This is a genomic window from Caballeronia sp. LZ008, from assembly GCF_031451435.1.
Lineage (GTDB): Bacteria > Pseudomonadota > Gammaproteobacteria > Burkholderiales > Burkholderiaceae > Caballeronia > Caballeronia zhejiangensis.
Genome location: NZ_JARUXK010000004.1, coordinates 1245197 through 1267270 on the forward strand (window position 1 = coordinate 1245197; position 22074 = coordinate 1267270).

General features: G+C 63.3%; 16 protein-coding genes. 7 read left to right on the forward strand and 9 right to left on the reverse strand.

Annotated features, from left to right (window positions below; all coding sequences use genetic code 11):
• Positions 1-50: 50 nt before the first annotated feature.
• Positions 51-1580 carry an MFS transporter gene (locus tag QCE49_RS30795; protein ID WP_250458046.1) on the reverse strand — a complete coding sequence of 510 codons (1530 nt, stop codon included), beginning with the start codon at positions 1578-1580 and terminating at the stop codon, positions 51-53.
• A 338-nt stretch (positions 1581-1918) separates the two neighbouring features.
• On the opposite strand from QCE49_RS30795, the gene QCE49_RS30800 reads away from it, so the two are divergent.
• Together QCE49_RS30800 and QCE49_RS30805 are read left to right on the forward strand one after the other, a co-directional pair.
• Positions 1919-2638: a helix-turn-helix domain-containing protein gene (locus QCE49_RS30800; protein ID WP_008352872.1), complete on the forward strand. Its 720-nt coding sequence runs from the start codon at positions 1919-1921 to the stop codon at positions 2636-2638.
• Positions 2639-2803: 165 nt separating this feature from the next.
• The gene (locus QCE49_RS30805) at positions 2804-4102 is read left to right on the forward strand and encodes an SUMF1/EgtB/PvdO family nonheme iron enzyme (RefSeq protein ID WP_008352871.1); all 1299 of its coding nucleotides are present in this window, start codon (positions 2804-2806) and stop codon (positions 4100-4102) included.
• A gap of 18 nt (positions 4103-4120) precedes the next feature.
• On the opposite strand, the gene tatA is transcribed toward QCE49_RS30805, so the two are convergent.
• From tatA to QCE49_RS30820, 3 genes are all read right to left on the reverse strand, one after another.
• Positions 4121-4324, reverse strand: a complete 204-nt coding sequence (gene tatA / locus QCE49_RS30810; protein WP_008352869.1) for a Sec-independent protein translocase subunit TatA — start codon at positions 4322-4324, stop codon at positions 4121-4123.
• 234 nt (positions 4325-4558) lie between these two features.
• Positions 4559-6775: a TonB-dependent siderophore receptor gene (locus QCE49_RS30815; RefSeq protein ID WP_250458018.1), complete on the reverse strand. Its 2217-nt coding sequence runs from the start codon at positions 6773-6775 to the stop codon at positions 4559-4561.
• A 242-nt stretch (positions 6776-7017) separates the two neighbouring features.
• The gene (locus QCE49_RS30820; protein WP_250458019.1) at positions 7018-8235 is read right to left on the reverse strand and encodes a PepSY domain-containing protein; all 1218 of its coding nucleotides are present in this window, start codon (positions 8233-8235) and stop codon (positions 7018-7020) included.
• Between the two features lie 258 nt (positions 8236-8493).
• Between QCE49_RS30820 and QCE49_RS30825 the strand changes: the two genes are divergently transcribed.
• Positions 8494-10659 carry a TonB-dependent siderophore receptor gene (locus tag QCE49_RS30825; RefSeq protein WP_409017595.1) on the forward strand — a complete coding sequence of 722 codons (2166 nt, stop codon included), beginning with the start codon at positions 8494-8496 and terminating at the stop codon, positions 10657-10659.
• Positions 10660-10829: 170 nt separating this feature from the next.
• The gene (locus tag QCE49_RS30830) at positions 10830-11753 is read left to right on the forward strand and encodes a sterol desaturase family protein (protein ID WP_008352862.1); all 924 of its coding nucleotides are present in this window, start codon (positions 10830-10832) and stop codon (positions 11751-11753) included.
• Positions 11754-11816: 63 nt separating this feature from the next.
• Here QCE49_RS30830 and QCE49_RS30835 read toward each other — a convergent pair whose 3' ends face one another.
• Positions 11817-13379, reverse strand: a complete 1563-nt coding sequence (locus QCE49_RS30835) for an MFS transporter (RefSeq protein ID WP_250458020.1) — start codon at positions 13377-13379, stop codon at positions 11817-11819.
• 143 nt (positions 13380-13522) lie between these two features.
• On the opposite strand from QCE49_RS30835, the gene QCE49_RS30840 reads away from it, so the two are divergent.
• Positions 13523-14242, forward strand: coding sequence for a hypothetical protein (locus tag QCE49_RS30840; RefSeq protein ID WP_250458021.1), 720 nt, complete (start codon positions 13523-13525; stop codon positions 14240-14242).
• Here QCE49_RS30840 and QCE49_RS30845 read toward each other — a convergent pair.
• Positions 14178-15356 carry a porin gene (locus QCE49_RS30845; protein ID WP_250458022.1) on the reverse strand — a complete coding sequence of 393 codons (1179 nt, stop codon included), beginning with the start codon at positions 15354-15356 and terminating at the stop codon, positions 14178-14180. The two genes, QCE49_RS30840 and QCE49_RS30845, sit on opposite strands and share 65 nt — an antisense overlap.
• Before the next feature lie 117 nt (positions 15357-15473).
• On the reverse strand, positions 15474-15881 hold the full coding sequence (locus tag QCE49_RS30850; protein WP_008352859.1) for a hypothetical protein: 408 nt from the start codon (positions 15879-15881) through the stop codon (positions 15474-15476).
• A 267-nt stretch (positions 15882-16148) separates the two neighbouring features.
• On the opposite strand from QCE49_RS30850, the gene QCE49_RS30855 reads away from it, so the two are divergent.
• Together QCE49_RS30855 and QCE49_RS30860 are read left to right on the forward strand one after the other, a co-directional pair.
• Complete coding sequence (locus QCE49_RS30855) at positions 16149-16406, forward strand: hypothetical protein (RefSeq protein ID WP_033536715.1); 258 nt, start codon at positions 16149-16151, stop codon at positions 16404-16406.
• A 76-nt stretch (positions 16407-16482) separates the two neighbouring features.
• Positions 16483-18879 carry a phosphoketolase gene (locus tag QCE49_RS30860; RefSeq protein WP_250458023.1) on the forward strand — a complete coding sequence of 799 codons (2397 nt, stop codon included), beginning with the start codon at positions 16483-16485 and terminating at the stop codon, positions 18877-18879.
• 1 nt (position 18880) lies between these two features.
• On the opposite strand, the gene QCE49_RS30865 is transcribed toward QCE49_RS30860, so the two are convergent.
• A complete protein-coding gene (locus QCE49_RS30865; protein WP_250458024.1) occupies positions 18881-21187 on the reverse strand; it encodes a mechanosensitive ion channel family protein in 2307 nt (768 codons plus the stop codon).
• 96 nt (positions 21188-21283) lie between these two features.
• A complete protein-coding gene (locus tag QCE49_RS30870; protein WP_008352853.1) occupies positions 21284-21907 on the reverse strand; it encodes a TetR/AcrR family transcriptional regulator in 624 nt (207 codons plus the stop codon).
• Positions 21908-22074 lie beyond the last annotated feature (167 nt).

Consider the following 22074-nt stretch of genomic DNA (forward strand, 5'->3'; position numbering starts at 1 on the left):
TTGACGCCAGAAACTATAGGCGCGACGCACCACTTGCGAAAGGAAGCGCCTCAGGTTTTGGCGACGGGCGTCGCGGACTTCCTGAACGTGATGTGCGCGATGCGCCGCACCAGCAGCGCCGCCACGAGCGCGGCGACGGCCGTCAGCAGCACGCCGATGTGGATCGACTGCACGAGCGCGTCGCGGGCGGCATCGAAGAGCGCGGGCCCGTCGAGACCGGCCGCGCCCAGTTCGGCGAGGATGCGCTCGCGCAACGCTTCATCGACGAGAATGCGCGGATCCGACAGCCGCGGCAGCCACTGCGCCGACACCGACGGCCCGAGCACGCTCACCGTGCGCGCCACGACGCTCGCATAGTGATGCGCGACGATCGTCCCGACGATGCTCGTGCCCATCATCCCGCCGACCATGCGCGTCGATTGCAGGAGCGCCGTCGTGATGCCGAAGCGCTCGCGGCCCGCGATCTCCTGCCCGAAGATATTCATGTTGTTGAGGATGAAGCCGAGGCCGATGCCGGTCGCGGCCATCGGCAATTCGATCCACACGTGCGGCGTCGATTCGCGCGCGAACGCGAGTCCGACCGACGCGATCAAAAGCAGCGTGAAGCCGATCGACAGGATATTCACCGGCTTCTTCATGTGAATCACGATGCGCGTGTTGATGAAGCTGCCGAGCGCGATGCACGCGGCGATGGGCGTCGCGAGCAGACCCGCGGCCTGCGGCGACAGGCCGAAGCCGCCTTGCAGCAGGAGCGGCGCGAAGAAGATCAGCGAGAACATCACGAAGCCCGCGAGAAACGAGAGCGTGAAGAGCGTGTTCATCTGCGCGTCGCGGAAAATGTCGAGCGGGATGATCGGATGCGTCGCGCGCCGCTCGCAGATCAGGAGCGCCACCGCGCACACCGCCACGCCGATGCCGAGCGCGACATTGGCGGCCGTCAGCCCGTCCTGCGGCAGCGCCTCGATCAGCGCCTGAAAGCCGCCGAGCACCAGCGCGACGAGCGCCGCGCCCGTCCAGTCGATCTTCACGCCGCCCTCGCGCGGCCGATGCAGGTTCGGCAGATGCGCCCAGATGAAATACAGCGCCGCCGCGCCGACCGGCAGATTGACGAGAAACGTCGAGCGCCAGCCCCAGTGCTGGCTCATCCAGCCGCCGAGCGACGGCCCGGCCGCCGTGCCGATGCCGTAAGCCGCCGCGAGCACGACCTGCCAACGCACGCGGGCGCGCGGATCGGGGAACAGATCGGGAATCGACGCGAACGCGGTGCCGACCATCATCCCGCCGCCGACGCCCTGCAGCCCGCGCGCGAGCACGAGGAACAACATGCTGGGCGCGAGGCCGCACAGCACCGACGCGACCGTGAACGTAATCACCGCGGCGATCACGAAGCGCCTGCGGCCGAAGTAGTCGCCGAGCCGCCCGAACACCGGCACCGTCACGACCGACGCCAGCAGATACGCGCTCGCGATCCACGCGTAGAACTCGAAGCCGTGCAGCTCCGCCACGATCGACGGCAGCGCGGTGCTGACCACCGTCTGATCGAGCGCGACGAGCATGTTGACGAGGCCGATGCCGAGCATCGCGTAGAGAGCGGTTCTGAACGGTAAAGCAGGCGGCGATTGAGTCACGGTCGGGCGGGCGGGATGGAGAAGTGCTAAAAAGAGATCGCGCCGCCGTTTGTTAAGCGGACGCTGATGTAGAAGAACCACGAATTGTACGGCCTGCCTTGCGCCAGATCGACCTATCGCAAAAAAGCATCGGCGCTGATTCCGTCGACCATTGGCGATCTCGGTAAAAAAGCAACCCAGTAAGGTAAAAAAGTTTGACCGATGCCGTGCCCGCGTCAATTTTTCACGCGGGCCAATGGTTGCCCTATGGGAGAATCGTTTTGTCATTCATCAACAAAACGAAGCCCAAAATGTCCGTCGTGTCCGAACTTTCCCGTGCGCGCCGCAATTCGGCGCACTGCTCCACGTGCGCGATGCGTCATCTGTGCATGCCCGAAGGCCTGTGCGCGAACGACATCGCCAAGCTGGAGAACATCATTTCGGTGACGCGCAAGGTCAAGCGCGGCGACGCGCTCTTTCGCGCGGGCGACCGCTTCGATGCCCTGTTCGCCGTGCGCTCCGGGTCGATCAAGACGGTCATCACGCACGACGGCGGCCGCGAGCAGGTGACGGGGCTGCTGCTCGCGGGCGATGCGCTCGGTTTCGAAGGCATCGAGGAAGGCGAGCATACGTGCGATGCGATCGCGCTCGAAGACAGCTCCGTCTGCGTCGTGCCGTATTCGCTTTTCGAGCGCATGTGCCGCGAAACCGACGCGCTGCAAAAGCGCCTGCATCGCATGATGAGTCACGCGGTGAACCGCGAGGCGAATCACGTCGTGCGGCTCGGCATGCTGCGGGCCGACGAGCGCGTCGCGCGGCTGCTGCTCGATCTTTCGTCGCGGCTGTCGAAGCGCGGTTACGCGTCGTCGGAATTCACGCTGCGTATGACGCGCGACGACATGGGCAGCTATCTCGGCATGACGCTCGAAACCGTGAGCCGCACCCTGTCGCGTTTCGACAAGGCGGGCCTCATCGAGACGCAGGGCAAGTTCATCCGCATTCGCGACTTCGACGCGCTGCGCGCCGTCTGACGGGACATCGTCTGCGATTATTGCGTCGGCCCGAATAATCGCCGCCTATTTTTCTGTTGGCATGCGCTTCGCTACGGTTTAGTCTTTTCGATTCGACCGACGCGCGCTACGGCGCGCGTTTTGGTCGATTGCGAAGCCACTGGCCAGCCACGGAGATTGGGCGACATGAACCGCGAACCTTCCCTGCGTCATCCGCTGCTCGAGCGCCTCGCCGAAGCGCGCCGCGTCACCGACGAGCTTTTCAATGTCGTCAAGCCCGAGCACCTTTACGACAGGCCGATCGCCGAGCGGCATCGCATCGTTTTCTATATCGGGCATCTCGAAGCCTTCGACCGCAATCTGCTCGATCAGCGGCTCTTCGATCTGCCGAGCCCGAATCCCGCCTACGACCAGCTTTTCGCTTTCGGGATCGATCCGGTGGACGGCGGCCTGCCGACCGATCAACCGTCCGACTGGCCTTCGCTCGACGAAGTGCGCGCGTATCGCGACACGGTTCGCGCCGAGATCGACGCGCATTTCGATCCGATCAGGATCGCCGCGGCGCCGCTTTCGGCAGACGAGCCGCCCGCGAAGCTGCTCGAAGTGGCGATCGAGCATCGGCTGATGCATGCGGAAACGCTCGCGTACATGCTGCATCAATTGCCGGTCGATAGAAAAATCGCGCCATCGAATGCGTTTTCGGAACGTTCGTCGGATCGCGATCTGTCACACGAAAGCGTGCGCGTGCCGGCGGGCAGCACGACGCTCGGGCTGACGCGGGAAAGCGGCCTGTTCGGCTGGGACAACGAGTTCGGCGAGGAACGCATCGAGGTGCCCGCGTTCGAGATAGACCGCCATATGGTCACGAACGGCGACTATCTGCGTTTCATCGATGCAGGCGGTTACTGGAATCGCGATTACTGGGACGACGCCGACTGGGCGTGGAAGGAAGAGCAGCGCATCGCGCACCCGGCGTTCTGGATTCCCGGCGACGACGCGAACGCATGGCAGCTACGCACGATGTTCGACGAAATCGCGCTGCCGCCCGACTGGCCCGTCTACGTGAGCTACGCCGAAGCGAAGGCGTACGCGCGCTGGGCGGGCAAGTCGTTGCCGACCGAGGCGCAATGGCAGCGCGCCGCATCGGGCGCGCCGCATGTCGCGGAAGGCAACTTCGATTTCCGCCGATGGGACCCGGCGCCGGTGCAGGCGCATCCGGAGAATCGCAGCGAGTTCGGCGTCGAAGGGCAATTCGGCAACGGCTGGGAATGGACGTCGACGGAATTCGGCCCGCTGAACGGCTTCGAGCCGTTTCCGTTTTATCTCGGCTATTCGGCGAATTTCTTCGACGGCAAGCACTTCGTGATAAAGGGCGGCTCGGCCCGCACGGCGGCGTGCATGTTGCGGCCGAGCTTCCGCAACTGGTTCCAGGGGCATTACCAGTACGTCTATGCGGGATTTCGCTGCGTGAAGAACATCGATTGAGCGATCACCGCGCGCAACTTATCGTGCGGTCACATCCTTGGCCGGGACGTCGATGGTCGCCGTTGCATTGGCGGCCGGCGTCGCACTTTCGCCCACGCCATCCTTGAAAGCCTTGACCGCGCCGCCGAGATCGGAACCGACGCTACGCAGCTTTTTGGTGCCGAAAACGAGCGCGACGATAGCCAAGACGATGAGCCAATGCCCGATGCTAAGACTTCCCATATCACCTAACCTCACAGAGATAAACGTTGAAACCGGGCGGAATGCGCAAGATTTACTCGACGCCCCGCTCGCACTTTGCGTATTCTGTCATAAAAATCAACAACTTATGTGACCCCGTTTTGAACTGCGCTCGGTAAACGGCCGGCTCCCGAGTATTTATTGCCTCGGCCCCCAAAATGGAAACGCCGCGCGTCCTCACGAACGCGCGGCGTTTTTCGCTTGCTATCGACGCGATCAGAAATCCGTCGTCACCGACAGCAGCACCGTGCGCGGCGCGCCTTGCGTCAGATAACCGCCGATCGTCGAAGCCCAATACGACTTGTTCGCGACGTTGAGCACGCTCGCGCGGAACGTCGTCGGCTTGCCATAGATCACGGTCGCGTAACGCGCGCCGAGGTCGAAGCGGTTCCAGTGCGGAATCGACAGCGTGTTGGTCGTGTTCAGATACTGCGACCCGGTATAGATCCAGCGGGCCGTCAGCGTGAGGCCGTTGAGCATCGGCACGTCGTACTCCGCGTTCACGTTGAACATGAACGTCGGCACGCCGATCGGCTTATTGCCGTCCAGGGAGGCGTCGCCGAGACCGTATTGCGTCGCGTGGATATACGTCGCGCCCGCGATCAGGCGCACGCCGCGCACCGGCTCGCCGAACACCGACGCCTCGATACCGCGATGGCGCTGCGTGCCGTCCGAGACAAAAACGTTCGACGTGTTCGTGTAGGTCAACGGCTTTTCGATCTGGAACGCCGCGATCGACGCGCCGTACTGGCCGTTGTCATATTTTGCGCCGACTTCCCATTGCTTCGACTTCTCCGGCGGCAGCAGTTGCCCGGTGTTGACCGCGGTTGACGGCGCCGCCTCGCCTATCGTCAGCGCTTCGCTATGGTTCGCGAAGAACGACACGTTCTGCCACGGCTTCACGACGAGACCGAACAGCGGCGTCGTCACCGAGTCGTTGTAGGCCTCGGTCTGAACGCCCGTGTAGTCGAAGTTGTTCGCGTGGATGTCCTGATGACGCACGCCGACCGTGAACAGCACGCGGTCGTTGAGGAAGCCGAGCGTGTCGGAGATCGAGACGCTGCGCAGCAGGCTGAGCGACGTGGTTTGCGGATCGGCGAGATTGCCCGCCTGCCCGATCGTCGCCGGATACGGCACCTGCGGCGTGTCGTAGATGCTCGACGCCCAAGAGCCGCTGTACGTGTACGCCGACCTCGAATCGACGCGCACGATCGACGCGCCCGCCGTCACGAAGTGCGACACCGGACCGGTGTTGAAGTGACCGCGCACGCCGGCTTCGGCGGAAGTGCCGTCTTCCTTGTGCGGCACGCCGAGACGCGATTGCGTGACGCCCGTCGTATTGATGCTCGGCGACGAATACTCGCCGTGCTCGTCCGTATGACGCGCGCCGCCCGTCACGTAAGCCGTCCAGCCGGGCAGGAAATCGTATTCGGCGCGCAGGATGCCGACCGTGTCTTCGATCGAACTGTAGTTCCACGACTGCCCGTAGTTGTACGACGCCGACGGCGGTTCGGGAATGTAGTTGGCGTAGTCGTAGACCGTCGAGCGGCCGCCGTTCACGCGCTGGCGCTGATACAGGAAATCGGCGTACAGACGCAGTTTGTCGCCGCGCCAGTCGAGCGCCACGGCGGTCGTGTTATCCCGCCGATGTTCGTTGTCGATCGACGTCTCGCCGTCGTGATTCGCCTGATTCACGCGGATGCCGAACTGCCCTTCGCTGCCAAATCTGCGGCCGACATCGACATGCGCGCCGATCGTACCGGACGTCTCGCCATCGATCGTCACGCGCGTGAGCGGCTTGTCGTCGGCGCGCTTGAGTTGCAGATTCAGCCCGCCGCCCACCGCCGAGCCGTTCGGCGATGCGCCGTTCAGAAACGCGTTCGCGCCCTTGAACACATCGACGCGTTCGAGCGCATCCGTCGAGACGAGCTGACGCGGCGTGATGCCGTAGAGACCGTTGAGCGAGACGTCATCGCCTTGCAGCTCGAACCCGCGAATGATGTACACCTCGGAGAAGTTGCCGAAGCCGAACGCCGTACGCACCGCCGGATCGTTCGCGAGCACGTCCGAAAGCGTGCGCGCCTGCTGGTCCTCGATCAGCTTCGACGTGTACGTCGTCATGCTGAACGGCACGTCGATCATCTTTTGCTGGCCGAGCACCCCGAAATCCGCGCCGCGCGCGACCTGGCCGCCAGCATAGGTCGGCGCGAGATCGCCGGGCAACTGTTCCTTCGACGCCTGAACCTTGACGGCGGGCAGCGTGCTCTCGGCGGGCGAATTCGCGCCTTCAGCGTTGCTTGCGCCGGACGATTGCGCGTGAGCGGACACGGAAAACACCGCCGCGACAGCCGCGACGATGGCTACGCTCGACGCGCGACGGACGAGCGCCTTCGCAGGCGTGGCCTGCAAGGTGGAAACACGGGAAACGGGCATGAATCAGAGGAGGAACGTCGATGTTGGTCGGTCTTCCGTCCCGGGGCGCGAATGGAATCCGGGCGGCATTGTTCTGAGCGTCGAAGCAAGCCGCGCAAGCGCGCGGCAGCCCGAGGCCGTTGTGCGCCGCATTATATTGCAAATAAGAGTCGTTATCATTCCGATAACGAGAGATTTGTCGGAACGCAACGTCTGACGCGCGTCAGGCTTTTGAATCGCGCTTTATGCGAGGGTCCTCGGATTTACGAAGTCATTGAACGTGCCGACCGCGCATCGGCGACGGCGGCCGAATGACGGCGCGCCGCGCGCTTCCTGAACCAGATGATGAGCCCCGTCGCGCTGAGCACCGCGACCGCGATGCCCACGGCGCTCACGAGAATCCGTCCGCCGACGCCGACGATGCGCCCCGAGTGCAGCGGAAACTGCGCCTGCATGAAGATGTCGCCGGCCGAGCCGCGGCCCGGAATCGTCGATCCCGCGAGCGCGCCCGTCTGGGCGTTGTAGTACAGCCAGGCGTTGCCGAGACCGACGTCGCCGTGATCGTGCCCCGGCGCGAAGAATCCGACGCCGTAAGCCTTGAACATCGGCGCGTAGTAGAGCGCGCCCGGCGGTTCGGTCAGGTTCTCGCGTTTCGCGTCGCGGGCGGCCATCTCCAGAATCTGCTCGCGCGTGGCTGGCGCCTTGCCCGGCGGGCCGGCGCGCACGAGTTCGGGGTTGTCGAGGAAAGAAGGCGAAAGCTTCGAGAACATCGATACGACCGGGCGCATCACGGGTTCGGAAAGATTCATCGAGATCGAGGTGAGCGCCATGACGAGCAGAAGGCCCCAGATCCACACGCCGCCCGAGCGATGCAGGTCGAACGTCAGCGCGTAGCCGCCGCGCTTCACGCGGAACGCGAACGACTTGCGCCACGCCTTCACGCTCGGAAACGACAGAATCAGCGCGATGCCGCTATCGAAGAACCAGAGAATGCCCACGATGCCGATGAGCCACGTGCCGATATCGAAGCCGCCGACGACCGGCAAATGCAGCGTGTAGTGCAGCTTGTAGAGGAACGGCATCAGATCGATGCGCGCGAGCGACACCGCGCCCCACATGCGCTGCGCCTGCACCTGCCCCGTCGCGGGATCGACGGCGATCTGGTTGTACGGCACGTCGAACGGCGCGTTCGTCGCCGGATTCGTGCGCGGCATCACCATCATCTGCGCGGTGTGCCCCGGCTCGATGCCGAGCGGCAGGTACGTCACCTCGACGCGCGGATCGGCCGCTTCGACGCGCCGCGCGAGTTCGAGCGGCGGAAGCGCGGGCGCATCGGTGCGCGCGTTGAAGAACGACGGATTCAGCAGCGCGTCGATCTCGTGATCCCACGCGATGATCGCGCCGGTCAGCCCCGAGACGAAGAGAAAGAGCGCGGTCGCGACGCCGAGCCAGCGATGCAGGCGAACCAGAACCGGCCTCATGCCCGCTCCTCGGAGCGATAGTCGTGCGCGACGGCGATCATCTTTTCGACGTGATGTAAATAGGAATTGTTCGCAATTCTATCGACGACTGACCGGCCACACAAGCTTCTCGTAAGCTGCTTACCGATTTTTTGTCACGAATCCGTGCCGACAGTGGAGCAAAAGTTTACAAGCTCGCGATGTTCAGGGCAGAATGCCGTCGCCCGATAATGCGAACGATTCGCATTTAAAACAACTTCAAACGACGACGGACAGACCATGAAATCAGCGACGCGCTCGCGCGCATTCCCGGCCACATCGACGATGCGGCCTTCGACCCTCGCCGCCCTGCTGCTCTTCGCGATGAGCCAGTCCGCGATGGCGCAAGGCAGCGACGGCGCGCAAGCCGCCGATCAACCCCACGAGGCGTCGCTGCCGGCGGTGTCCGTCACCGCGTCGCAGGACACGCTGCAGCATCTGCGCGACGACGTGTCGAGCGGCGCGCTCGGCTCGCGCACGCAACTGGAGACGCCCTTCTCGACGACGATCGTCACCGGCGAGGAGCTCGCCGACCGGCAGGCCAACAAGCTCGGCGACGTCTTCGCGCAGGACGCTTCCGTGTCGGACAACAGCAATCCGTACAACGCGTGGGCGAGCTACATCACCGTGCGCGGCATGCAGCTCGACTGGCAGAACGGCTTCAAGCTCGACGGCCAGCCGTACAACGGCTACGGCATCACGATGCCTTACGAGCAGCTCGAAAGCGTCGAACTGCTGAAAGGGCTGTCGGGCTTCATGTACGGCTTCGGCGCGCCGGGTGGCGTCGTGAACTACGTGACGAAAAAGCCGCCGGCGACCGACAGGCAGATCGCGAGCGTCGATGTCGGCTATCGCTCGACGTCGGTCTGGACCGAGCATCTGGATCTCGGCGGGCGCGTCGGCCCGGACAGCGTGGTCGGCTACCGCTTCAACGCGACGCACGAGGAAGGCAAGACGTACAACGACGGCAACGTGCGGCGCGATTCCTTCTCGCTCGCCGCCGACGCGCGCCTGACCCGCGATCTCACCGCGACCTTCGGCGCGCTGTATCAGGAGCGGCATGCGTCCGGCATCACGACGGCGATTTCGACCGCGCGATATACCGGCACGTCGCTGCCAGCGACGCTGTCCGGCGGCAGCAGCACGCTGCAGACGCCCGATCAGCATCTGAACACCAACCTGCAGATCTACACCGCCGGCCTGCATTACAACCTGAGCCCGGACTGGACGCTCTCGGCGACGTACAGCTTCAGCAAGAGCACGCGCTATCGCAACGAAGGCACCTGGTATCTGCTCGATCAGGCAGGCGATTACGACGACTATCGCTTCGAAGGCAAGGAAGGGCATCAGCTGAACACGTTCCGCGTGATGGCCGAAGGTCTCGTGAAGACGGGAGCGCTCAGGCATCAGCTCGTGTTCGGCGCTGATTACCAGAAGCAGACGACCGACTACGGCGCGAACTCCTTCTATGCGCAGCTCGGCACGGGCAATCTCTATCAGCCGAACGTGAATCGTTACGACAGCTCCGGCTTCTACACCTATCGCGCCGCCGACGTCACGCAGAAGGCGCTGTTCGCGAGCGACACGATCGCGCTGACCGAGCGCTGGTCCGTGCTCGGCGGCCTGCGCTACACGAACTACGAGCAGCACGGTTACGGCCTCGACGGCAGCACGTCGTCGACGTACACGCAAAACGGCGTGCTCACGCCAACCGTCGCGCTGATGTACAAACTCACGCCGGGCACGACGCTCTATGCGAGCTATGTCGAATCGCTCGAAGCGGGCAACGTCGTCGGCGACACCTATGCGAACGCCGGGCAATTGCTCAAGCCGCTGCGCAGCAAGCAATACGAAGTCGGCGTGAAGAGCCAGAACGCACGCTGGAGCGCGACGGCCGCGCTGTTCCGCATCGAGCGCGGCGCGCAGTATGCCAACAGCGACAACGTCTTCGTCGAGGACGGCGAGTCGATCTTTCAGGGTGCCGAAGCGGGCGCGGACGTGCGTCTCGGCCGGGACTGGACCGTCGGCGCCGATCTGATGTGGATCGCGACGCACTACGAGAAAGGCTCGACCAACAACGGCAATCGCGTCGCGGGCGCGCCGGGATTCGTCGCGGCGGCGCACGTGAATTACGCGGTGCCCGTCGTTCCGGGCCTGACGCTCGGCGCCGATGCGAAATTCACCGGCAACACGAGCCTCAGTCCGTCCGGCGACATCAAGGTGCCGGGCTATCTGGTGATGAACCTCGGCGCGACCTACAGGACGCGCATCGCCGGACATAACGTCGGGCTGCGCGCGGCTATCGACAATCTGACGAATCGCCGTTACTGGGAATTCCAGTATGCCGATTACATCCAGCCGGGCGAGCCGCGCACGCTCTCGCTCAACGCGCGCGTCGAATTCTGATCCTTGCCGCGCGACATGCCTTGAAATGACTGGTCCGAGAGGCCCGCCCCTTGTGCCGCAAGGCTTGGCGGGCGGGCCGTGACATTCCGTGAAATAGTTTGCGCGTGGTTTTTAACCGGGCCGATCGCCACAATGGGTTCATTCGCAACCACCCACCAAGGCGAACAATCATGGAACTGGAACTGCTCGGAAAAATCTCGATGTACGTGATGGGCATCGTCCTCACCGCGTCGCTGCTCGAGGCCGTCGTCCTGCATTTCAAGTACAAGGGCACCGACAAGGCGTTCGACTGGCACGAGACCTGGATCTCGCTCGTCGATCTCGTCGGCCGCAAGCTCCTCGCGTTCCTGCCGCTCTCGCTCGCGACGCCCGTCTTCAACTTCGCGTGGGAGCATCGCATCCACACGGTCACGACGAACACGGCGCTCACGCTGTTCCTGCTCTTCATCGGACAGGAGTTCTGCTACTACTGGTATCACCGCGCGTCGCACACGATCCGCTTCTTCTGGGCGAATCACGCGGTGCATCATTCGCCGAACCAGTTGACGCTGTCGTCGGCGTATCGATTGGGCTGGACCACCAAGATCGCGGGCTCGGCCATCTTCTTCACTCCGCTCGTGTGGTTCGGCGTGAAGCCCGACGTGGTGCTCGCGGTCGTGTCGATCAACCTCCTCTATCAGTTCTGGCTGCACGCAACGTGGATTCCGAAGCTCGGCTGGCTCGAATATGTGTTCAACACGCCGTCGGCGCATCGTGTGCACCATGCATCGAACGCGACATATCTCGATGCGAACTTCGGCGGCGTGCTCGTGATCTTCGATCGCCTGTTCGGAACGTACGTGGAAGAGCGCGCCGATGAGCCGTGTGTCTACGGCCTGACGACGCCGGTGACGTCGCATAACCCGATCGTCGTCGAGATGCAGCACTGGGTCAGCCTCGCGAAGGACATGTACAACGCGAAGAGCGTGTCGGATGCGGTCGGCTTCCTGCTGCGTCCTCCGGGCTGGCTGCCGAACGGCGAAGGCGACACCACCGAAGAATTGCAGAAGCGCGCCAAGTCGATCGAACAACAACCGGCCCACGCGGGCCGATAACGAAAGCCTCGCAGCGGTACTTTCGAATCCCGATGTCCGGTTCAGCGCCGGCATCGGGTTTTTTCATTTGCGGCGCTGGATCGTCGCAGCCGCCGCGCCCGCCGCCGCAAACGCGCACGCGGCGGAGAGCGCGGCGACGGCGCGCAACGCATCGGCGATGGCATCGGCTTGCGCGCGGGCGAGCGGCGCCGATGACGCTTCGGACTTCGGCTGGGCGTCCAGCGCGCGCATGCTGTCGCGCGGTACATGCAGCCGATCGAGCCGCGCCGACAAAGCCGCGTCGTGCGACCACACGAACACGATGCCGAGCACCGCGATCGCGAGCAGGCTCGCCACGCGCGCGACCGCGTTGTTGATGCCCGACGCGATGCCCGCGCGCTCGCTTCCCGCCGATGCCATCACGGTCGTCGTCAGCGGCGCGACGGTGATCGTCATGCCGAGCCCGAGCACGACGAGCGCTGGCAGAAAGCCCATCCAGTAGCTGCCCGCGACGAACGGCAGCGCGAGCATCGCGAAGCCCAGACCCGCCACGCACGGACCGGCGATCAGGAGCGCACGCGCGCCGAAGCGGCTCGTCAGCCCGCCCGTGAAACGCGACAGCAAACCGATGATGAGCGGCATCGGCAACACCGCCGCGCCCGCTTCCGTCGCGGTGAAACCGTATGCGCGAATCAGCGTGTACGGCAGGAAAAACAGCACGCCGCCGAGCCCGAAGTACAGCAGCAGCGTGACGATATTCGCGCCGCTGAAATCGCGCGAACGGAAGATGTCGAGCGGGACCATCGGATCGCGCGATTTGGCTTCGATCGCGATGAACGCGGCGAGCAGCACGATGCCCGCGCCGATCATCCCGAGCACGAGCGGATCGGCGAAACCGCGCGACGGCGCTTCCGTGAGACCGTAGGTCAGCATCGCGAGGCCCGCCGCCGTGCTCGCCGCGCCGGGCCAGTCGAGGGTTGGCGGCGCGTCGGCGTCGTGGCTGTCGGGCACGGAAGCCATCGCCAGCGCGATCGTCGCGGCCGCGAGCGGCACGTTGAGGAAAAAAATCGCGCGCCACGAAAATGCATCGACGAGCCAGCCGCCCGCCGCCGGACCGACCGACGACGTGATCGCGCCGACGCCCGCCCACGTGCCGATCGCGCGCCCGCGCGCCTCGCCGTCGAATATCGCGCCGATGATCGCAAGGCTGCCCGGCACGAGCAGCGCCGCGCCGATGCCCTGCAATGCGCGCGCCGCGATCAGCCAGCCCGTGCCCGGCGCGAAGCCGCACGCCGCCGACGCGACCGTGAAGATCGCGACGCCCGCGACGAACACCTTGCGCCGTCCGAGCTTGTCGCCCATCGCGCCGCCGACCAGCACGAGCGCGCCCAGAAACAGCAGATACGCGTTGACGACCCACTGCATCGCCGCAATGCTCGCGCCGAGCTCGCTCTGGATCGACGGCAGCGCGACGTTGACGACCGAGCCGTCGATGAACGCCATGCTCGATCCGAGAATCGTCGCGGACAGCGCGAGGCGCTTGCGATGGCACGGCTGATCGGCGGCGACGGGTTGCGCGCGGATCGCGAGTTCGTCGCAAGGACTCGCGGGCGAGGCGACGGCGTGCACGCGTTGCGGGTTGTTCAATGGCGCTCCTGGTCGACGAATCCGCGGATAGAAGAGGCTAACCGGTTCTGCATTTTCACGCCCGCGACGTGGTTGGCACGCTCGCGCGCACGCCCCGGCCCGGCGAGTTAAGCTTATTGCTTCACTCGCATCGAGATGCCGCCATGAGTCGAACAGACGGAGTCGCGCAAAGCCGATGGCTCGTGGATGCGCGCGAGGAAATCGCCGCCGCGCTTCGGACTTCCGATGAAGCCTGGCTTCACGACATGAGCATGCGCTGGGGTTGCCGTCTCGCGATGCTCGTCGCGGATTTCGGCGTGCGCGTGATGCTGCGTGAGGAAGGCGTCGTCATGAAGCTCGAGCCGCCGCCGGAGGTCGACAGCGCGCTCATCGAGTTCTGCGAAGGGAAGGCCGATTCGCTTGCGCGCGCCGCGTGGATCAAGCTGTCGAAGTTCGAAGAGCACGCGATCGCCGTGCTCGAAGCGAGCGCGCTCATTCAGGGCGATGCGCAATGCACCGCCTGCCGCGAAACCATTCTCGCGTGGCGTCAGATGCTCATCGCCGCGAACGAGTGGCCGCGCGAGGAAGCCGATCCGTACATCAGCCACGCCTGCCGGCCGATATTGAAGCAGTTCATGAATCTCGCGTCGTGCGCGACGGACGGGCATCAGTTCGAGCTCGCGCGCGCAGGCGATTACGAAGAGACATGGCGCGAGTTTGAGAACTTCTGTTCCGATGAAGTTGCGCCGCCCGTGACCAGCTGGGGCCGCAAGTATCGGCATCGGGCAAACGCATTGCCGATGCCTCGTGCGTTCGAAGTCAGAACCGGTGCCGCAAGCCGACCGTCGCTTCGACCTGATTGCTCGTCGACGATGGCGCCGTGAGGCCGTTGATCCAAGCCACACCCAATGGCGAATTGGCGCTGGCGCTCACGCCTTGCCATACGCCCTGGATGTAGACATCGGTGCGCCGCGAGAAGGCATAGCCGGCCATCGCGCTGACCTGATTCCAGTGCGGATTGCCCGCGCCCCCGAGCCCGCCCGCGCGCGAATACGTGTACGCGGCCGAAAGTTCGACGGCGGGCGTCAGCGCGTAGCGCACGTTGCCTTCGAAGTTCTGGACATGCGTCGAAGAGCCGGTCTGGAACAGCTCCGTCAGATTCGTCTGCGTATAGACGAGGCCCGCCACCGCCGGGCCGATCGCGTAGCTCACGCCCGCGCCCCACGTCTGCTGACGGCCCGCCAGCGCGCCTAGCGGAACGGCCGTCGTCGTGAGCACGCCCTGTAGCGAAGAGCCGGTCGTATCGGTGACGGCGCCGTTGGTGTTCAGCTGCCCCGGCGTCGCGGCGTCGCTGTTCAATTGCAGGAAGCCCGCGCCGAAACTAAGCGGTCCCCACATATACGACATGCCGAAGCTATACGCACGATTGTTCGAAAATCCGCCGGCCTGGTTCGAGAAACCATATAACGCACCGAGCTTGAATCCCGCGAAGTCCGGGCTCTGATACTTCACGGCGTTGTTGATCTGGAACGAATCGTTGAGGTTATCTATATCGAATGGATGTGCGAAATGCGTGCCGCCATACTCCGTGCCCGTCAATGATAGTGGCGCGACGAAATCGACCATGTCGTCGGTCTGACGGCCGAACGTGATAACGCCGTAATCGCGGCTCGACAAGCCGACATACGCCTGCCGGTTGAAGAGGCGGTTATTCACCGACGATTGTCCATTGTTCAGATTGAAGCCGCTTTCCAGATTGAAGATAGCTTTCAATCCCCCGCCGAGATCTTCAGCGCCGCGCAAGCCCCATCGGCTGTATTGGACTGGGCCGCTTTTCAGTTCCCAATTGCTGTGGCCGCCGCCGGTCGGCGTGATCTGATTGTTCGAATACGTGATGCCGGCGTCGATGAGGCCGTAGAGCGTCACGCTGCTTTGCGCGTGGGCCGCGCCCGCGCAAGCGATCATCGTGGCCGCACCGCTCATAAGCAACTTTTTCATTTGCCGAGGCTCCATCGATGTCGGGTAAAGACACGCATGCCTCATCCACTTTATGCGACCGAAACGATAACCGGCAACCTGAAAATATCGCGCGCGAGCACGGGCTCGGGCGTTCGCTTAAAAGTCGTGGCGCACCGAGAATGTCATGCCCTTTTCATGCTCGTGATTCACGCCGAGCTGCGGATTGGCAGAGAAATGCCAATCGTCCGTGTCGTTCGTGATGTCGTCGCGCGGCTGCACCCGAACGGGCGCCGAATTGGGCGATAGCGGCAAGGGATAAGCCCGCGCGAGCTGGCTCAGATCGGGATGAACATTTCTTTCGTACTTCGACAATGCGATGGCGTCGAGCGCGTCCATCGTGCCCTTGAATGCATATCGCGGATGACGAGGCCCGACGCGAGACACGCTTTCGGTCGAGACAATGGCTGGCGCGGGAAAGAACAGCACATTCGCCGCCACGCGCTGATTGGGGATCAGGCGAGCCTGTTCGCTGGCTGATGCGAAGCTGCCGACAACAAAAGCCATGATGCCGGCGACCCAATACCTTCGGATAAGACGTGTCATCGAATGCCCGAAAGACGCTACGGTCGAATGAAATTCAGCGCTCTTAAATCATTTTAATTCATTTGGCGGTGCGTTTCCTGACAATGACGCCATCGAATCGTAATCATGAATTGTGCAACGAATCGAAATGTGATTCTCGAATTGCATGACGGGTTTCACAACTCTGCACGCAGCATCTATCTTGAAGAGCGGATCGACTCCGATCACGCATCTTCCGGAGACCACATCATGTTTGCGCGCAAGCTCCGACTCATTGCCTTGTCCACTGCAATACTCGTCTGCGCCATACCGAATGCCTCTTTCGCAACGGAACAGGCACAACAACGCCGCGCGGGACGCGACGTCCGCCAGGACACGCGACAGCACGCACGCCATACGAAACAGGATTGCCGCGCGGCGAATCAGCAATCGAACGCGAGTTGCCGTCACGACAAACGCGACACGAAGCAACAGGGACGACAGGCAGCACGCAATATCAAGTATTGATGTGCAGGACAGGTTGTTTCCTGTCTATCGCATTCCCGCAATCGCCGGTGAACGTTCAATGAAAGGAGACCTCGTGATGAGCAAGCACTCCAGAAATGGCGCGTCGCATTCTTCTGCTCTCGAAGGCGATGAACTTCGCCTCGTCGATGCGTGGTGGCGCGCGTGCAATTATCTTTCGGCAGGCATGATCTTTCTCGCCGATAACCCGCTGCTGCGCGAACCGCTGAAGGCCGAACACGTCAAGCACCGGCTGCTCGGGCACTGGGGCGCGAGTCCCGCACTGTCGTTCGTATGGGCGCATCTGAACCGCGTCATCAGGCGCGACGACATCGACGTGATCTTCATGGCCGGACCCGGTCACGGCGCGCCCGGCGTGCTCGGTCCCGCGTATCTCGAAGGCACGTATTCGGAGGTCTATCCGGACAAGAGCGAAGATGCCGAAGGCATGCAGAAGTTCTTCAAGCAGTTTTCCTTTCCGGGGCATATCGGCTCGCATGTGACGCCCGAAACGCCGGGATCGATCCATGAAGGCGGCGAACTCGGCTATAGCCTTTCGCACGCTTATGGCGCGGCACTGGACAATCCGGAGTTGATCGTCGCGTGCGTCGTCGGCGACGGCGAAGCGGAAACCGGTCCGCTCGCAACGGCGTGGCACTCGAACAAGTTCATCAATCCCGCGCGCGATGGCGCGGTGCTGCCGATCCTCAATCTCAACGGCTATAAGATCGCGAATCCGACGATCCTCGCGCGCATCGGTCATGACGAGCTGGAGGCCTTGTTCGTCGGTTATGGTTATCGGCCTTATTTCGTCGAGGGATCGGATCACAACGAAATGCATAAGAAGATGGCGGAAACGCTCGATGCCGCGACCGCCGACATCCGCGCGATCTGGGACAAGGCACGCAACGATGGCCATGTGAAACGGCCGCGCTGGCCGATGATCGTTTTGCGCACGCCGAAAGGCTGGACCGGTCCGAAGGAAATCAACGGACATAAGGTCGAAGGTTCATGGCGCGCCCATCAGGTGCCGTTCTCCGACGTGCATAACAATCCCGCGAATCTCGCCGTGCTCGAACGCTGGATGCAAAGCTATAAGCCCGAAGAACTCTTCGATGAAACCGGCCGCCTGCGTGAAGAGATCAGATCGATCGCGCCCGTTGGCGCACGGCGCATGAGCGCGAATCCGCATGCGAATGGCGGCACGTTGCGCAAGGAACTCAAGCTGCCCGATTTCCGCGACTATGCCGTCGATGTCGGTCAGGCCGGCAAGCTCCTGCACGAAAATACCCGTCCGCTCGGCGCATTCCTGCGCGACGTCATGCGCTGCAACATGGACCGGTTCCGCGTGTTCGGCCCCGATGAAACGGCCTCGAATCGGCTTCAGGCGATCTATGAAGTCAGCAAGAAAGTCTGGATGGCCGACCTTCTACCCGAAGACGAAGACGGCGGCGAGTTGTCCCGCGACGGCCGCGTGATGGAAATGCTTTCCGAGCACACATTGCTCGGCTGGCTCGAAGGTTATCTGCTTTCAGGGCGGCACGGTTTCTTCCACACGTACGAAGCGTTCGCGCATGTCATCGATTCGATGTTCAATCAACATGCGAAATGGCTCGACATCTGCAAGAACCATGTGCCCTGGCGCGCATCGGTTTCGTCGGAAACGATTCTGCTTTCATCGACGGTATGGCGGCAGGATCACAACGGCTTCTCGCATCAGGACCCGGGCTTCATCGATCTCGTCACGAACAAGAGCCCTTCGGTCACGCGCGTGTATCTGCCGCCCGATGCCAACACACTGCTCGTCGTGGCCGATCAATGTCTGCGCTCGACCGACTGCATCAACATCATCGTCGCGGACAAGCAGAAGCATCTGCAATTCGCGACCATCGACGAAGCGATCGTTCATTGCGCCAAAGGCATCGGCATATGGCGGCGCGCGAGCACCGATGAAGGCGAGGAGCCCGACGTCGTGCTCGCCTCTTGCGGCGATGTCGCGACGCAAGAAGCGCTAGCCGCCGCGGCGATCCTGCGCGAGCAGTTGCCCGAATTGAAATTGCGCTTCGTGAACGTAGTCGATCTCTTCAAGATGCAGCCCGACACCGAGCATCCGCACGGATCGAGCGCGCGTGAATTCGATAGCCTCTTCACGCTCGACAAGCCTGTGATCTTCAACTTCCACGGTTATCCGTGGCTGATTCACAAGCTCGCTTATCGCTTTCACAATCACGAGAATCTGCACGTTCGCGGCTATAAGGAAAAAGGCAACATCAACACGCCGCTTGAACTGGCGATACTCAATCAGGTCGATCGTTTCAATCTCGTCATCGATGTGCTCGATCGCGTGCCGCGCCTGCAGGCAAGGACCGCGCACTTGAGGGAGGACATGAAGAACGCGATCATCCGTCACCTCGATTACGCGCATACGCACGGCACCGACAAGCCGGAAATCGCCGACTGGGTATGGCCCTTCTGAATCACGGAGATTCCTTGAGCACGCGAAGATCCGGCTGCACGGCGCCATCCGCTGCATGCCGGGTCTGAGCCTGCGAGCGTTCGTCGCTCTCCTTCGATGTCTGGATGTGCATCTGCGGCAACATCATCTCGATGCCCGCTTCATCCATCTTGAGTTTGAGCCTCGCATTGAAGGCGCGCGCGACGCTCCATTGCTGGAGCGGTTTCGTCTTGATCTGCCCTTTCACGACGATGCAGTTCGACTCGAAGCGATCGAGTCCCCACACTTCGACCGGCCCGATTATTTCGTTGCGAAAGCGAAAGTCGGCCATCATGTCGGCGCCCACTTCGTTGATCATGCGCGTGATGTCGTCGAGCTTCGCCGAGAACGGCACGCGCACTTCGAACACGGCATTCGCGAAATCGCGCGACAGGTTCTTCACGATCTTGATCTGCGAAAACGGAATCGTGTGAACCGCGCCTTGTCCGTCGCGCAGGCGCACCGTGCGGATCGTCAGGTCCATCACGGTGCCCGCGTGTCCGCCGTCGATGTCGATCCAGTCGCCGACCGAAATCGTCTCCTCGACGATGATGAACAGCCCCGTGATCAGATCGGTGACGAGCGATTTCGCGCCGAAGCCGACCGCCAGGCCGATCACGCCGGCGCCCGCGAGCAGCGGCGTCAGGTTGATGCCGAGACTCGCGCACGCGACGATGGCCGCGAGGCTCGCGACCGTCACGAAGATGCCATTGCGCACGAGCGGCAACATCGTGCGGGCGCGCACGCCGGGACTCAGTGCCTTGTTGCGCGAACTGTTCTGGCCGAGCGCTTCGAGTATCACGGTATCGAGCACGATCCAGATGAACCACGCGCCGAACACCGTCGCGACGACCGCGATCAGCGCGTGCCTGAAGCCGGGCGTCATCGCGCTGTGCCTGATGAGCCGCGCGATCGGTCCGCTCCATAGCTCGAGCTCGAAGCGCAGATAAGCCAGCCAGATCAACAATACGATCAGCGTGCATCCGAAGCGCAACAGGCGCGTGAGATGCGGCGCGCGGCGCTGCGCGCGCGTGTCGCGCCGGCGCGTCAAATGCAGCAGCAGCGCGGACGCGAACAGCGTAAGCACGAGCAGCGCCGCGCTCAATAACGACGGCCGCAGCACGTCGCCTTCCGCGCCGCGCCCGTCGATGATCGCGACGACCGATGCCACCGCGATCAGCAGTATCGGGATATGCCATAGCGACGCGAGGATATCGAGCGCTTCCGTCGCGAACTGATGATCGCGCCTGCGCGCATACGGCCGATTGCGGATCAGATGCGTCACGGGCCGCCGGTAAGCGAGCGCGAAATAGCCGCACAGCAACGCGGCGGCGAGCCCCGCGAAGGTCGAGATGATGCCCGCGAGATTGGGGCCGAGCTGCCGTGTGACATCGGCGTTGGCGGTGGCATCGCCGAGCGCGCCGCATGCGCCGATCGCAAAGAGCGGCCAGAGCGTGCGCGTCAGCAGTTGCTGCACGGCCACGCGCCGATGCGCCGTGCTGAACACCGAAAACACGATCATGCAGATGGCAGAGAAGATCGAGCCCGCGACAATCGCATAAGCAATGACGAGCCCGAGCGTGCGGCCTAGCGCATCGGGCATCGCGCGCACGAAGAGCAGCACCGCGATGAACGCGACGACCCACGGCCCCGTCTGACGCAGCGCGAACGCGAGCAATTGCGTCGATGTCGGATTCGGCGCGAGCGCGACGTCGCGGCCATAGCGCGCGAAGATGCGCCGCTGCACGCGGATCAGCAAGAACGCGCACAGGCCCCATCCCGCGAGCGTCGCGCCCATGCCGCTGACGATCCTGCCGAACGATTCGCCTTTCGCGCCCGTGACGACGGCCTGCAATTCGCCCGCGGCCGCACTGCCGCGCGCGGTCCAAAAACGCATCGGCGTGAGCCCTTCGCTGAGATTCGTTTCGACGGATGCAATGCCCGATGCGATCGCGCCTAGAAGATCGGCATTGGCGGGCGCTGGCGTGGCGGGCGCGGCGCTCTGCGTCGCATCGCGTAACGCTTTCAATTGCGTGACGAGCGCGCTGCGTTGCGCGTCGTTGTCGAGCGTGCCGATGAGGCTGTTCAGCGAACGCACCATTTCGGCCTGACTCGCGGACGACGGCGCGGACGCCGCGGTCGCATCGGCGGGCGTCTGCGGCGCGATGAACTTCTGCATCGCACCGGTCAGCGGCGCGGCCATCGCCGGAAACACGCACGCACATCCGATCAAGACACCGAGTGCCATCAGGACACGCCTCGCATCGATGCGCCGCGTGAATGCGCTCATGGAGTCGCCCTCCAGGATCATCGCCGTTGCGCGAGATCGCGAACGGCTCTCGCGCAAAGATTAGCGTATCGAATTCAGGCGTGCCATCAGGCTGTCCTATTCGGCGGCGCCGCTCAGCACGACACGCCGGAAGAATTGCGCGAGGACGTCCTCGGCGAATTGCGCCGGCACCGACTGCGGGTCCGACGAATAGAAGAACTGCACGCCGTCGCACAGCGCGATGAGGCCGAGCGCCATCTGTTCGGGCGGCATGGTGAGCGGCGTGCCCACGCGTTCGGAAAAAGCGCGGATGTAATCGGTCGTGGTCTGACGCAGTTCGCGCATCAGCGCATTGAAGCTCGCGCGGAACCTCGCGTCGCGGCTCGCGTGCAGCTTCGCTTCGACCCACAGAAGAAAGCACGCGTTGTTCTGATAGCACTCGCTGTAGTACTGCAGCACGCGCGCTTCCATGTCGGCGCGCGACGCCTCGCCATCTTCGAAAATCGTGGAGAGGCGCTGCATGATCGTGTCGTGATCGCGCTTGAGCACTTCGAGCAGCAACTCGGCCTTGCTAGAAAAGTTCGAATAGAACGCACCGCGCGTGTAGCCCGCGTCGGCGGCTACATCTTCGACGCTCGATGCGCCGAATCCTTTCTTCGTGAAAACCGCTTGCGCAGCGTCGAGCAGACGCTGGCGCGTCTGGTCACGGCTCTGCTCGCGGGTGAGACGGACTGGTTTCATGCGCGCAGTGTAGCACCGCAGGGCTTACGAATCCGTCTTTGCATTCAGATACAAGTGTGTATTAGAATTCACTTCGTATTTGCGTCCGGGTCGTCGAAACCCTTGCCGGACGGGGCTTTCAGGTCGATGCATCAATCCGCCCCATTCAGGCTCGTTTCTCGAAATTG

Bases quoted from the DNA above. Each gene is read 5' to 3' on its own strand.
- QCE49_RS30830 (WP_008352862.1), top strand. From the start codon at position 10,830: ATGGAACTGGAACTGCTCGGAAAAATCTCGATGTACGTGATGGGCATC.
- QCE49_RS30865 (WP_250458024.1), bottom strand. From the start codon at position 21,187: ATGAGCGCATTCACGCGGCGCATCGATGCGAGGCGTGTCCTGATGGCA.
- QCE49_RS30850 (WP_008352859.1), bottom strand. From the start codon at position 15,881: ATGGCTTTTGTTGTCGGCAGCTTCGCATCAGCCAGCGAACAGGCTCGC.
- QCE49_RS30870 (WP_008352853.1), bottom strand. From the start codon at position 21,907: ATGAAACCAGTCCGTCTCACCCGCGAGCAGAGCCGTGACCAGACGCGC.
- tatA (WP_008352869.1), bottom strand. From the start codon at position 4,324: ATGGGAAGTCTTAGCATCGGGCATTGGCTCATCGTCTTGGCTATCGTC.
- QCE49_RS30820 (WP_250458019.1), bottom strand. From the start codon at position 8,235: ATGAGGCCGGTTCTGGTTCGCCTGCATCGCTGGCTCGGCGTCGCGACC.
- QCE49_RS30800 (WP_008352872.1), top strand. From the start codon at position 1,919: ATGTCCGTCGTGTCCGAACTTTCCCGTGCGCGCCGCAATTCGGCGCAC.
- QCE49_RS30795 (WP_250458046.1), bottom strand. From the start codon at position 1,580: ATGCTCGGCATCGGCCTCGTCAACATGCTCGTCGCGCTCGATCAGACG.
- QCE49_RS30855 (WP_033536715.1), top strand. From the start codon at position 16,149: ATGTTTGCGCGCAAGCTCCGACTCATTGCCTTGTCCACTGCAATACTC.
- QCE49_RS30805 (WP_008352871.1), top strand. From the start codon at position 2,804: ATGAACCGCGAACCTTCCCTGCGTCATCCGCTGCTCGAGCGCCTCGCC.
- QCE49_RS30840 (WP_250458021.1), top strand. From the start codon at position 13,523: ATGAGTCGAACAGACGGAGTCGCGCAAAGCCGATGGCTCGTGGATGCG.
- QCE49_RS30815 (WP_250458018.1), bottom strand. From the start codon at position 6,775: ATGCCCGTTTCCCGTGTTTCCACCTTGCAGGCCACGCCTGCGAAGGCG.
- QCE49_RS30860 (WP_250458023.1), top strand. From the start codon at position 16,483: ATGAGCAAGCACTCCAGAAATGGCGCGTCGCATTCTTCTGCTCTCGAA.
- QCE49_RS30825 (WP_409017595.1), top strand. From the start codon at position 8,494: ATGAAATCAGCGACGCGCTCGCGCGCATTCCCGGCCACATCGACGATG.
- QCE49_RS30845 (WP_250458022.1), bottom strand. From the start codon at position 15,356: ATGAAAAAGTTGCTTATGAGCGGTGCGGCCACGATGATCGCTTGCGCG.